This window comes from Glutamicibacter endophyticus, from assembly GCF_048457885.1.
GTDB classification, from domain to species: Bacteria; Actinomycetota; Actinomycetes; order Actinomycetales; family Micrococcaceae; genus Glutamicibacter; species Glutamicibacter endophyticus.
Genome location: NZ_CP174200.1, coordinates 1,726,259 through 1,740,158, shown reverse-complemented (window position 1 = coordinate 1,740,158; position 13,900 = coordinate 1,726,259). Strand labels below are relative to the sequence as shown.

Below are 13,900 nucleotides of genomic sequence, written 5' to 3'. Positions count from 1 at the left end.
GCACGAATCGGCCTAGTGCGAGCTAATAAGACACAGGGAGGTGGCACTACAACTCGTAGCGCAAGTACCTCCCTTCTCCAAGGTCTTCGAAGAGCCGCCACCCGACGCATGCTCATCGAGTATCATCCGATACTGCTGGACGCGTCCGTTTGGCCAGATGGTGGTGACGAACTCCAGATCGAACGTCTCAATGCTCTCTAACGCGGCAGTGTGCGGACGTACATTGTGCTGGCGAGGCAGTTCGAACGCAATGTCCATGTTCGGACCTTTACCAGGCATGCCAGTCGCGCCCCTCAATGAAACTTGATCGTGTGTTCAGGAAGCTAGAAAATTTCCGTACCGCGGTCCGGCGCGCCGCGATCTACTGCGGACTATGACGGGGACGTATGCGTGGCGACCGCACCGGGCGGCCAAGCTCGATGAACGACAACTTTATCGAGACGATGCGTGAAAAACGGCATCAACAAGGCTCCCTGCCGCCGTCGGCGTGTCCTGATGTACTGAGGCGAAGGTGCTGACAACGAAATATCGTCGCCGCAGGCAGCTGAGGCGTGGATGACTCAAAGCACGACAGGCCGTGGATGCGACGGCCGAGGGAACTTCTCGTCACGATGGCTACGTCGCATCAATCTGTGCCAAGCTCAATCACGGCCTCAAGTGCTCGGTCAAGGGGTATCCGCTCCTGCTCGATGCGACGGTGGCCTGAGTGGTTCTTGTCGAGCAAACGTGTGTACACCGAACGCTCATCGGCGTGGAGGAGATCAACTGATTTCGAGTTCCCGACAGGGAGTGAGCGTCCGTAGGGGTCGAGATCGGTCCCAAACTGTTCGTATGTTTCGTAGGTATTGGGGTCCATCAGAATGGATGCGATGTCTCGGCTGAAGTCCCGGCGGTAACCATCGAGGATCTCGTAACCGTCACGGTCAATATCGCCCCAGTACACGAGGATGGGCGCCCTCCGGATCCATGGAAAGGCAGCAGGGGTCTTGCCTCCCTTGCCAACTCCTTCGACCGCAATGCCTCCTGCCAGCGGCGGGAAGTGAATTGCCGTGTCTTTGTTCTCCGAAATGATGACAATCTTAGGCATGTAGACAGGTTCGAACGCGTCGCCAACAGTGGCTGAGTCGTGGACACGTGCTCCCGAGGCCCGGTGGTCCGGGTCGAGATAGGTGAAGTGAATGCGCGGTGGGTGCGCGGGCAGGATGCCTAGGTCGTCGAGTCCAGTCAGCGCTTGGACGCCGGCAAAATGGCTCTGCAGCCACTTCGCGTGGACGCCTGGGACCGGTACTTGACGGGGCGTCACGCCAAGCGCCGAGCGCGAGGGATCAGCCAGGAACCAATCGGCGACCGTGGTGAGCAGGGTGAAATCGAGGTTCGAGTACCGGTCAAGGTGCCGCAGTACCCGGTCGATCGCGTTCACGTGGGGATACCTTCTACCCAGCACGGCGAACCGCTCTCGGCCGCGTGCGAGACGGTCGGGCCAGTCCCCGCCCACGATCGCTGCTGCCCGGTCGATGCCTGGCACTTTCACATGGGTAGGGATCACTTGGGTGCTGCCCCCCTTAGCAACTCGGTTTTCGTAGACGAGCTCGACGCCATGATGGCGAGCCCAGTCCCGCCACTCGAGGGTACCGGCGTGGATGGTGGCATAGTCCGCCCTGAGCTCGGCTGTCGTGGGGCGTCCGAGCGGGAAAGCGTGCGGGAACACCTCAGATACGCCAGTCAGGTGCTCGTGCCAACGGGTCTTCATACGGCGCTCGATGTCCGCAGTCACCGTCCTCGGATCCTTCATGCGGTGCCCTGATCGGCATCAAGCAACTCAAGCACGAAAGAGTGTCCACGGGAGTTCTTCGCGACCTCGAGGCGCAGCTCCATGGGCTGCTCCAGCGAGGTAACCTTGTCGAAGGGAGCACCGACGACGAGCTGGAACCCAAGGTTTTGCCAGGCCGCGACTGCGCGGCCCGCGAACTCGCCATCTGCCTTGATGAACGCCTCGTCGAGGAAGACCGGCGCAAAGCGGGGGCGAGACCGGTCCTCGTCCCCGAGCTGGTACCGGAGGGCCGAGCCGACGATGAAGGCGACGAGCTCCTGCATCTCGCCTCCAGACTTGCCGGCAATGTGGTCGTAGGAGGCAAGCTCGGTGCCGTGCTCGTCGATGCACCGGGCAGTGACGACGACGTGCTGGCGCACGTCGAGGTAACGATCACGCTCGACCGTGGATCCCGCCGTGACGGCGATTTGTTCCATGAACGCGCTGAGCCGCTGGAATCGGCTCGCGATCTGCGCCTCGGTGAGTTCCTCGGCGAGCCTCGAGGACAGCTGACGCAGCTCCCGACGGAACCTGCTGACATTCTCCGCAGGCAATCTCCGCAGGTTGATCTGCAAGTGGCCCTTGCCGCCGAAAGGTAGGTCCTCAAGGATCCGATTGACCGGGCGGAGCCGCTCCTCGATATCCTCTAGAGCGATCTCGAAGGCCTCGCTGAGCCGCAACAGATCGTCGCTTGACCAGGCGGTGAACTCGCGACGCCACTGCTCACGGCGCTCGTGGAGCCCCTCGGAACGGATGCGTTCTAGGATTTCGCGGTACTCGCCGGCGGACTCCACAGAAGTGCCGAGGTTGTTCTCGGTCCAGCGGGCCTTGTATTGCGTGAACATGTCCTCCATGGCCTGCTGCGTGCTCTGGATAGTCTTCATCGAGGCGGCGGCTTCGTCCAGCAATTGCTTCCGCATCGCCGCGATACACCGGCCGAAAGCGTTACGGTCCGAGGTCCGCCAGATGCTCGTGTAGAGCCCATCAAGGCGGTGCTGTTGTTCCTCGCTCACGACCGTTTCCTGCCGGGTCTCGATCGCATCGATCGCGTCCTGCACGGAGTCCTGGGCGTCCACAAGGTCCCCGTGTTCCTTCTCAAGACCCTTCAGGCGGTGCTGGGCCAGAACACGATCATTGTTCGCCTTGTCATGGAGAGGCCGGATCTTCTCCTCCTCTTTCTCGAGCAAGTCGAGGACCTCGTTAGTCGCGCGGAGCCGATGAATCTCGTTCCTTAGTCCGTTGATACGACGGTCGATGCCAAGATGGTCGATCGTCGCCCATTCGGTGTCTTGGACATAGACGTAGGCGTCCTTCTGATCGCGCAGCTCAGTCAAGCATTTCTGCATCCCGGTGATGCGGTCCCTGACCGCGCCGACGCGTGGTTCGAGCTCGGTTAGCTTCGCGTCAATGGCGGCTAGACGGCGCTCGTTTGAGAAGCCAATGATATATCCGTCACCGGACTCGCCGTGCGCCCCGCGGTCGCCGTCTCGAGTCTGGCCCGCCGGAGTGACACGAGGCCCACGACCACCTAGGGAGGTCGCGTTGGGCACGCAGAGATGGTCGGTGCCGTCCGCACTCACCCTGTCCTGTACCCAGCCAGAGAAGGGAGAGTCCTTGAACGCGAGTTTGCCTGAGACATGGTCGGGATCTCCACGCCACTCCTCGTGCGCGGCAAGCGTGACCGCCTGAAAACGGATACGCGGACGGATCGTGACGCCGTCAATCGCCGCGGAAAGCCGATCGCGCGTGCGTCGGTCAACCAAAACGGTCCGTGCGATGCCGCCGAGCGTGTTCTCGACGGCTTTGCGCCAGTGCTCCTCGTCGGGTAGGACATCGATGAGCTCGGCGACGAAGGGCAGGTCTTCGCTAGGGTCGAGACCGGCTGCCTCGGCCATCCGCATCCGAGCCTCATGCAACCTGCGAGGGACGGCTCCGCTCCGTCCCTGAAGCGAGAGCTTCTCTTCGAACAGGTCGCGCTGCGCGGCGGTAAGTGGTGCGAGTTCCTCTTCCTGGATCGTCGCTGCCTCGTTCTGGAGGGAGAGTTCGCGTTCAGCGAACGCCGCGAGGAAGTCCTTCGCCTCTGCCTGGGCCCCGGCGAACTGATCGGCGGACTCGGGCACGGCCAGACCGATGGCTTCGGTCCGTGTCTGGAACTTGAGGTTCGCCCGGTAGACGTCATCGCGGCTATTCTCAAGGTCGGTGATCCGCCGACGGCGTTCCTCGATCAGGTCTCCGCCGTGGGCGCGCTTCTCCTCGGCAATCTCGGCAAGACGGCTCTCATGTTCCGTCTCGTCCTTCCGGGCCCGGTCGTACGTCGTCGTCATCTGTGCGTGTTCGCTCCGGTTGACCTCCACGGCCGTGTCGAGCAGCCCGCGCTCGGTTCGCAGCCGCCATAGCTGGAAAGGCGTCGGCCCGTCCCGGTCGACACCCATCCCGCCGATGAGGTCGGCATGTGCCTGTGCCCTCGACAGATCGTTCTGCAGGTTTGGCAGCCGCCGGAGGGCTTTCTCTTTGTTCGCCTCATCGAGCATCTTCACGTAGGAAGCTTTGAGGTCAGCGAAGTGCGCCAGAGCATCGTCAGCGGCCAGGTAGGTGATCGGCTTCTCGAGGACCATGCTCTTGTAGAGGTCGTCAACCCTGCTGATCTGCATCCCTGCCTGCACCTGAGCGAGCAACCGCATCGCCTTCCGGCCGCCGTCACCGCCTCCGATGCCCAGCCGGGTGTGCATGTTCTCCTCGAACTCCCGGAAGCTGTGAAAGATAACGAGCCCCGGCACTGCGCTGCGTAGTGCGCGCTTGTCGAATCGCGACGCTGCCAACGGGATGAGCCTGTGGAGGTCAACGAAGCCCTCCATCGCTGCGAATGTAGTCGTCACGTCGCTGTTGGCGGTCGCCCCGGCCCGGACGAAAAAGGCACGCAGGACGGTGTACTTGCGGCCGTTGTCATTTACGAACGTGCAGGCAATCGCACCCCAAACAGGTTGGCCTTCGCGTCCGCGAAGGAGAAGCTCGTGCGTACTGCCGGAACCGTCGCTCTTCGTATCTCTCTTGCCGCGCAGGTAGCTGAGCAGGTTCCGCTTCTCACCGGAACGGGCCCGTCCGCCGCCGGTGTCGTTCGAAGCCCCATTAAAGTCGACGTTGGATGGCATCATAAGTGCGATCCATGCGTCGAGTAGCGTCGACTTGCCCGTGCCCGATGCGCCGGACAACAACGTGGAACCCGGCGCGATGCGCACGGTGTGATGACTTTGGAAGCCTCCCCAGTTGACCAGTTGCATGGTCTCTAGCCGCCACTGAGCACGATCGTGCTCGGTCTTCGCGATCGGAAGGGAAGTCTGCTCTGCGGTCATCCCTCGTCCTCCTGCTGAACGGTGTTGAGACCCTCGAGGTCGAGCTCGTCCTCGGGCTCGTCCCGCTCCTGAGGAGCGGTCCCGTTCTGATTCATGAGCCAAGCCAGCAGCTCGTGCAGCTTCTCGACCGGCAGCAAGACCTCGATGATCGGCGAGATCCGGAACCGATTCTCGTCAGTGGTCCTGAGGAGCACTCCCGCCCGGATAAGGCCGTCGATGCTTGTGCCCGCCTTCTTGAGGGCGGCGGCTCGGTTTGTCAGATGCTCGGGCCAGCGCTCCCTAATCTCCTCGAGCATCCCTTCACGGTCGACGAACACCGCCTCGTCGCCTTCCTGACGCTGCGCGAAGTACCGCTGCCTCAGCGTCATCATCACGATCGTCTCCTCCTTCGTGTGGGAGGCCTCGCGTAGTAGCGAAGGCAGAGAATCCCCGGTCTCGCTGATCGCCCGGCGCTTGAAGGCGATCCGTTGCTCCCACTCGATCTCCAGATCCAAGTACAGGTCGTTGAGGCGACTCTTGATGATGCCCGTCTCGTCCTTAAGCAGAGTCTCCCACTGCTCGGGATACTGCTCTGCCGATATGTAACGGTGCTTGAGCAGTGCGTGCAGGCATCTTCGTTGCTCGGGGAAGAGCGTGCCAGTGTCGCCCTCGAACAATCCCAGTGACAAGCCCTCCTCGGGATCTGGGGTCTCGGTTTCCGAAACACGGTTCTCGTCGTAAAACAGGTCAGTCATGGGCTTCCTCTGTGGTCTCGAAGGTCCCACACACCTTCACGGTCGGGACGAGCAGGCGTAGTTCGCTGCCGTCGGGCCGGGTGGTAGTGACCAGTTCACGGTTTTTCAGGTCGATTGGCGCGTCGATTCGCACGAGCAGATGCAACACCCCGAACACCTCGACCGGACGACGGAGATCCTCGGGTAGGTCCGCGAATAGCGCAGCCGCAGTTGTCGTCTTCCCGGACGTCAGTCGCGCCTCGATCTCCTCCTGGAGGCGGTGTAGAGACGGCCCACCCATCGCCCGGATCTCTACGAGCGAGCGTGCAGGCGGGGCATCAGCCGACACATCCTCGAGCGGCTCAGGCGCACGCTCGCTCTCCGGGTCGAAGACGCGTAGCTTAAGGCCGTCGAGGGCGAGGTCCTGAGGCATAATTTCAACGTCAACGTGGTCGCGCGGGCGTGCAGACTGCATCCAGATTCGCATCTCGCGGTCGATCTCCATGAGCGCCCGGTCAAGCTCGCGGTTCTTGATGTGGTCGTAATTCTCGATGTGCTCGCGTAGGGTGGCCGAGAGCCGCTGCCGACGATCGAGCACGCTGTCGCGGCCACGTCGGATCACGTCAACGGCCGAGCGGAGCTGGCGCTGCTCCTCCGGCAGGAGTCCCCCGGCCCACTCATGAGCGAGGATGCACTCGAGGTCGGCGCGCAGCTGGGCGAGCACGTCCCGGTTGCGTAATAGGTCCTGAGCTCCAGCGAAGGCGCGCCCCTCTGGTGTCGACCGCAGGAGGTTCCTCGCTTGGTCGAGGTAGTAGTCGAGTACCCGGCCTACTGGGTGCTCTTCCTCGCGGAAGCGGCGGGTAATGACCTTGTGTATGTCCCGCACGGCCTCCTCAACGCGACGAAAGTCCGAGGGTAGACCGTCGATCTCTCGCAACACGTTCGCGAACTGCTCGAGCAGCTCGTCTTCCGTCGCCTGCGGCAGTTCGCCGCCAGCCTCGAGACGGTCCAGCTCGGCCTGCAAGACCGCGATCTCCTCGCTAAGCCGACGCTTTCGCTCCTCGCGGTCTGGGTTCGCGGCCAAGGCCGCCTCAGAAATGACCCGGCGCATCGTTTCGATACGGGAAGCGGAAACGTTTAACTGCGTCCGTGCCGTCCGCGCTACGTACTCCATCGCAGCCCGGGCGTCACCGGTGAGCTGATAGGTCTCCTCGCCCCGGCCAGGATCGCGGTACAGCCACCGCTCGCGCACCCACCGCATGGCCAGAGACTTCCCGTCACCTGGTGGCACTTCGTAGCCTGCCGTCCGCAACTCGGCCAGCAGCGCCTCGACACGATTATGGAACCTCTCGACGGACACCGGCTTCCCGTCGTCGGGGAACGCCGCGGCGAAGATGGGTATAGCGACGGCCGCGGACTTACGATCTAGTAGCCGTAGCGTCGGCGAGGCCAGAGCGGACTCAATGCGGACGTACTCGGCCTTGATGTCGTTGACCATGCTCACCCCAAAACTCAGTCGAGTCTTTAGCCCTTTGCCTTCGCGCGTGCTGAGTCCTGCTCGGCGACGCTTTTGACTAGGGCGGCGACATCTTTCTGAGCGGTCTCGTACCGGCTGGCCCAGGCCGCCCGCACCTCGTCGAAGTCCTTACGGACGGAAACGTATGCCGCGCGCCAGATCTTCTCGAAGCGCGCCTGCGCATAGTGCGTGAGGCCTAGCGTACCCTCCAGCTCCGCTGCCCGCTCGTACCAGATTCGGGTAGCGCCTACCACCAATGCCCTGAACGCAACGGCGCATGCCGTACCGTTTTTGCCTTCGTCTACAAGTTCCTCGGTTGCACGACCAGCATTGTCCTCGGAGCTTAAGACAACGCCACGGTCGGACATAATACCTCCCTAGTAACTTTAGAAATGATGTTACGTGCCTCTGTGACTACTATCAATGCTCACTCACCGTTGAAAGAAACCCAACGCGAGCCATAGACACTCCAATTGTGCACGCTCGCACGTCAACCGGGGCGTGAGCACAGCCGGGCCGCCACGAAGGGCTGTCTCAGCGCACGTGTGTGATTTGTTGTACCGACGGCATCATCCCCAGATAAGTGACACCTTGCCCCTACATTGCGCGGTTTCGGGGCTACTTCGTCGGACAAACCTCCTGCTGCACTGCTGGTCACGAATGGCAAGGCCTTGTTTCGGATGCATAATTACCCGATGCGGCAATCCACACAGCGATTTAGAAAAATTGTCGGTCCTGAGGGGTATATTTTGCGCGCTTGACGACTTAATCTTCTTGGACAAGATGGCGCCGATTTATGCATTCTGTTCCCCGCCTTTTGTGCAAATTATCAGCGGGGAAAGGTCGAGAAGAGGAACAATGACTCAGTGGGGGAAGCACCAGACGGCGCTCAAAGTATGGCGTGACGGGCTAGTTGGATTGACCCGACAGAGCGCACTTATAAAATTCCGTGCCCCGAAGGCTTCATCGCTTCTAATCGACGCCCCGCCGCCGGACGACGTCTTGACGCTCCTTCAGTCAGGCAAGACCCACGCATTTCGTGGCGAAGTTAATCCGGACGATCCGGACGCACCCCAGCCAGTCCAGACGGGCAAGTTCTTCCACTCCCCCCGGCCTGACAATGAGGTCGGTCCGGTCGTCCGCAACCTTATGCGCAAGGCTTCGGCAGAATTTCTCGACCGGGGTCTCTCCGTGTTGTATATAGCATTCGGTCTACTCGACTGGCGGGACGTCGACGACACGCCAATGGTCTCACCAATCCTGTTAGTGCCCGTCCAGCTCCGACCCCAGGGTCCGAAGGGAACGCCTCGGATCACCGAGGGCGAGGACGAACCCGTACTTAACCCGGCGTTGACTCTCCGCCTCAGAGAATTCGGAATCGACTTGCCATCCGCCGAGGACATTGAGGGGTTCTCGGTTTCCCAGACGCTCGCAGCGATCCGGGGAGTGTTAGAAAAGAACAAGACCTTCACCGGTTGGAGCCTGCGTAACACCACCTACTTGGCGACGTTCTCGTTCGCGAAGGAGTCAATGTTCAAGGATCTTCTAGACAATGAGGCGAGGATTCTCGAACACCCTATTGTCCAGGCAATCGCGACTTCCGACCCGACCCAGCAGTCACCGGAGTTCCAATTCGACCCGATCGACCCCACAGACATCGACAGACTGGCACCTCCAGAGGAGACGCCCTTTGTGCTTGACGCTGATTCCTCGCAACGAGTGGCGGTCGCTGCGGCTCTCGCGGGCAAGTCATTTGTCATGGACGGTCCTCCGGGCACCGGCAAGTCGCAGACCATCGCAAACATGATCGGTGCGCTGCTTCACGCTGGTAAGAGAGTCTTGTTCGTATCGGAGAAGATGGCGGCCCTCGATGTGGTGCGCAATCGGCTCGCCGCCGCCGGACTCGGCTCGTACCTTCTCGAGCTCCATTCGCACAAAGCGAGCCGTAAGGAAGTGGCGACCGAACTGCTCAGGACATTGGACACCCTCGTCAAGCCTCCAACGACCATGCCGACCTTGGCACGACAAGGAGTGAAAGAGCGACGCGAACAGCTCAACGACTACGCGGCCGCCATGAACGAAGTGCGGAAGCCGCTTAACATGTCCCTGCACCAAGTGCTGGGTGTATACGCGAATCTTTCGAACGCGCCGATCGCGCCTATTCCCGAAAGAGCCCCGACTGACCTCACCGAGGCTGAATACGCTAGGATCCAGGAAACCCTGTCGAAGTTGGTTCGTGCATGGCGGCCCGCGGCCCAAGGTGGGTCATTCCTGTGGCGCGACGTTATCGACGACCTGTCACTCGAGGTTCGGCTCTATCAGGCCGAGCTGGCGCTGGAGGAGCTACGCGGCACAGTTACGATTAACGCCCAAATCGTCGACGCATTCGATCTGAGGAAGCCATCCGACACGCCACACTTGATTGCTCTCATAGAGCACCAGCATCGGCCACATCCCACGGAAATGATGGGGCAATGGCTCACCGCCGAGTCCACACAACCGATCATGTCTTCCCGCGCCGATCTTGGCAATCGGCTGGCGCGCCTCAAGGACGCTGAAGAAGCGATTACACAAGCGGCCGGCATACCGTGGACCAGGTTGCCGCAACCGGACGCCACGCCACCGTGCCCTGCCCCGGTCAACGTATCGACATCTCCGGTAGACCTGCAGAATGTTTCGGCCACTGATCTGCAAGAGACTGCTGACCAGTTCGAGATGCAGGCTCACCTGCTAGGTGAGCGGATGCAAACCCTGTCGTCGCTGGCCAGCAGCTTGGGGCTCCCGCCAATCTCGATGTTCGCCGACGTAGATCGGCTGACTCGTATCATCGATTTGCGCACCCAGAACACTCGACCTGACCGACGCTGGTTTACCCCAGTGGGACTGGCCGAGGCACGTGCAGTCGCGACAACGCTCCGCGAACATCTCACAGCGCTGAACGAAGCTGAAGCCAGGGCATCTTCGGTATTCGTTCCCGAAGCCTTGAAAGCACCCTTGGCTGAGCTTCAGGACCGGTTCGCAAATCTGCACAAGGGCCTGAAAAAGCTGTCGCGCAGCTACCGCACCGACAAGAAAACGGTCGCTGGACTGCTGACCGATGCTGCCGACGTGAGGACGGGCATCAGCCAGCTCGCGGAGGCCGTGGCTTGGGGTGAGACCAGCAAGGCTTTCGACATCTTCGCTGCCGCAAACGGTGAAACTCTCGGGACGCATTGGGCTGGGCGAGAAACCGACTTCGAGGCACTCAATGATGCCTTCAATATGGTTGAGGAAGTTCTCGCACTTACCGAAAATAACGTGCCCGCAGCGCTTGTCACATACCTGACCACAAGCGAGATAAGCGACGCCCACCGGACCGTGGCCGCCACCGCTCGTACGGACATCGATGAGTGGAAGCGGGGGCTCCGACCAAGTCCGGCGCTCGCGGGTCGTCCTGAACTCATCCTCGAACCCATCAGCCAAGTCATAGACTGGCTCACCGCTCACGTCGAGCCCATGCGCCAGGCCGCAGCACGCATCAATGCTGTGGGGACCGTGACTGGAAAGAACCATTCGCTCGCCGAGGCCAACCACCTCCTTGCACTCGTGGAGAACGCCGAGCGTGCGACCGAAGAACTTCACGTAGCCGAGCCTGACTACCGGGCGATGTTCGGTGACTACTTCAATTTCGGTGACACCGACATCGAAACTCTTGACGAGGCGATCGCTTGGGCTGTTGAGCTTCGATCGCTCGTCGATGGGCCGCTGACTTCTGAACAGGTGAATATCCTGGCTGCTTCCACTCCTGTAATCGCGATGAATTCTGCCTACGAACGGTGGTTGCAATCTCAGGATCGCGTAGTTCAGGCCTTCTCTCGGACCCGTCATAGGGAGCTGTCTCAGGAGTTCGACGACTTCCACGGTGCCGTAGAGCTGATTAACGACTTTCGGGCCGACACTGTCGGCCAGCAGGAATGGTTCGACTATAGGCGGGCTTATGATGACCTCGCCAGGAGGGGGCTCGATACAGCCGTCGACTTCTGTATCGAACAGCGACTTCGGGAGCATGACGTGCCCGACGTGGTGATGCGAGCTCTTCTCCGCAGCTGGTCCGACGCCGTCATCCAACACGATGCGCGTCTCCGCCCTCTTCTGGCAACCGACCGAGAAGTGCTCGTCGAGGAGTACCGCGCCCTCGACCGCGACCTGATCAAGGCGTCAACTTCAGACATAATCCTCGCCGCCAACACGCGTCGACCCGTGAATACCACAATGGGCGAGTCATCCGTCATCCGCCGCGAAGGTGGCAAGCAGAAAAAACACAGGCCGGTACGTGAGCTCATCTCATTGACCTGCAACGTCACGCCCAGCATCAAGCCGGTCTTCATGATGTCACCGCTGGCAGTCTCACAGTATCTGCCCTCCGATATGGAGTTCGACATCGTGATCTTCGACGAAGCGTCCCAAGTCACCCCCGGCGACGCCATCAACTGTATCTACCGGGGCAGGTCCCTAATTCTCGCCGGGGACGACAAACAGCTGCCGCCCACTTCGTTCTTCGAGCGCAATACCGACGATGACGACGAAGAGGAAACCGACGTCAAGGATTTCCAGTCCATCCTCGAACTCGCTAAAGCGTCAGGCGCCTTCAACAACCTCGGTCTGCGTTGGCACTACCGCTCACGTCATGAAGACCTCATCGCTTTCTCTAACTATAAGTTCTACGAAGGCAAGCTCGTCACCTTCCCTTCTGCCCACGCCGAAGGTGAAGACGTCGGTGTCGAGTTCTTCCACGCCCATGGGATGTACCGTCGTGGTGGTGGAGCTTACAACGCTGTGGAAGCTGCCAAGGTCGCAGAACGCGTAATCGAACACTTCACAAAGCGCCCGAACCTAACACTCGGGGTTGTGACATTCTCTGTCGCGCAAGCTGACGCAGTTCAGGACGCTATTGACGAAGCCCGGCTCCAACGACGTGACCTCGACCGTTTCTTCGACATTGAAGACCGCCTCAGCGGCTTCTTCATCCGTGCCTTGGAACAGGTGCAAGGCGACGAGCGCGACGTAATCATCTTCTCTGTCGGCTATGGGCCTGACGAGGCAGGTAAGATCTCTACTAACTTTGGTGCGTTGAATAAGGATAAGGGCTGGCGACGCCTTAATGTCGCGATCACCCGCGCTCGGCAACGCGTCGAAGTTGTTGCTTCCATGCACGCTGGGCAGATCCCGCCCTCAACGAATGAGAACGTCGAGTACTTCCGCGCCTACCTCGACTACGCCGAGAGGGGAGCACAAACCCTCGCCGTCCCTTACTCGTCCACGGGACTAGACCCAGAATCGCCCTTCGAGGAATCCGTCATCGGTGCCATCAAGAGTTGGGGCTACACCGTAGAACCGCAGGTCGGAGCTGCCGGATACCGTATCGACATCGGGGTACGCCACCCCGCCTACCCCGGGATGTTCGCCATAGGCATCGAGTGTGACGGATATCAGTACCACTCAGCGCCCGCCGCCCGAGACCGAGACCGGCTCCGGGACCAGGTCCTCAGCGGCCTCGGCTGGCGTCTTCACCGAATCTGGGGCACTGCTTGGTACCGCGACCGCACCACGGAGGAAGGACGACTTCATACCGCTATCCAAGACGCCATCAACGCTCCCATTGAGGGTCGTACCAAAATCACGGCAACAATCGAGCAAAGAGTAATCGAGACAGAACGTACAGACATCGAGGTGTCTCCAACTTGGACAACTCCCTACCGCGTCGCCCCAGCCCGGACATTGCCTCGCTGGGTCGATCCTGGCGAGGAAGGCAGTCACCTGCACATGGTCGACGCCATCCAAACACTCGTCGAACACGAAGGTCCCTTACACCTCGACGTCGCCCACGAGCGACTAAGGGACTGGTGGAATGTAGGCCGCATCGGCTCCAATATCCGCAACAACATCATGCTCGCCGTCCAGCGAGCTCTGATCATCCGCGATGGTGACTTCCTCATGACCTCGGACAATAACATCGCATCCGTCCGCACCCCCACGGAAAGGGTCACCCGCAGGGTAGAACAGGTACACCGAGAAGAGCTTGCCACCGCCGCGATCCTGACTATTCGCGATGCTGGCGCGGCCCGTCGTTCGGAAGTCGTCCAAAGCGTAGCTCGCGTGTTCGGCTGGGCTAGAACGGGAGCTTCCGTCGACCGGTATATAAATGAAGCTATCGACCAGCTCATCACCGAAGGCAACATCATTTGCTCGGACGACGATACTTTGACTTCCGCGAAATCACTCTAACCTTTTCGCACTCGCTGTATAGCATTCACCTTATGCGCGCTCGGCTTGATGCAATGGCGATGGACTGGAGCTCGAGGTCGTCATTTTCTTCGATCAGTGTGAGCGAACTTCCAGCGCACAGTTTGTGTGCGACGAAGTTAAGGGGCGCTTCGTGAAAAGTCAGCAGATCCAATGCACTTCTCGGACCGGTGACCGGTGATCTGACCGGCTGACTGGAGGATGTGGGCCAGCTGCTGGCGGTTCACGC

At 60.7% G+C, this 13,900-nt stretch carries 6 protein-coding genes; 1 reads left to right on the top strand and 5 read right to left on the bottom strand.

Annotation, left to right across the window (positions count from 1 at the left end):
• Nucleotides 1-625: 625 nt before the first annotated feature.
• From ACJD00_RS08100 to ACJD00_RS08080, 5 genes are read right to left on the bottom strand one after another with little or no spacing between them, the layout of a single operon-like run.
• A complete protein-coding gene (locus ACJD00_RS08100) occupies nt 626-1,774 on the bottom strand; it encodes a Wadjet anti-phage system protein JetD domain-containing protein (protein ID WP_418909266.1) in 1,149 nt (382 codons plus the stop codon).
• Nucleotides 1,775-1,788: 14 nt separating this feature from the next.
• Nucleotides 1,789-5,160, bottom strand: a complete 3,372-nt coding sequence (locus ACJD00_RS08095) for an ATP-binding protein (protein WP_418909265.1) — start codon at nt 5,158-5,160, stop codon at nt 1,789-1,791.
• On the bottom strand, nt 5,157-5,894 hold the full coding sequence (locus ACJD00_RS08090) for a DUF4194 domain-containing protein (RefSeq protein WP_418909264.1): 738 nt from the start codon (nt 5,892-5,894) through the stop codon (nt 5,157-5,159). Before ACJD00_RS08090 ends, ACJD00_RS08095 begins: the two co-directional genes overlap by 4 nt.
• A complete protein-coding gene (locus tag ACJD00_RS08085) occupies nt 5,887-7,371 on the bottom strand; it encodes a DUF3375 family protein (protein WP_418909263.1) in 1,485 nt (494 codons plus the stop codon). The genes ACJD00_RS08090 and ACJD00_RS08085 overlap by 8 nt, the downstream gene beginning before the upstream one ends.
• 26 nt (nt 7,372-7,397) lie before the next feature.
• Entirely contained in the window at nt 7,398-7,757 is a 360-nt protein-coding gene (locus tag ACJD00_RS08080; RefSeq protein ID WP_418909262.1) for a hypothetical protein, read from the bottom strand.
• Nucleotides 7,758-8,247: 490 nt separating this feature from the next.
• On the opposite strand from ACJD00_RS08080, the gene ACJD00_RS08075 reads away from it, so the two are divergent.
• Complete coding sequence (locus ACJD00_RS08075) at nt 8,248-13,653, top strand: DUF3320 domain-containing protein (protein WP_418909261.1); 5,406 nt, start codon at nt 8,248-8,250, stop codon at nt 13,651-13,653.
• The last annotated feature ends 247 nt before the right edge of the window (nt 13,654-13,900 follow it).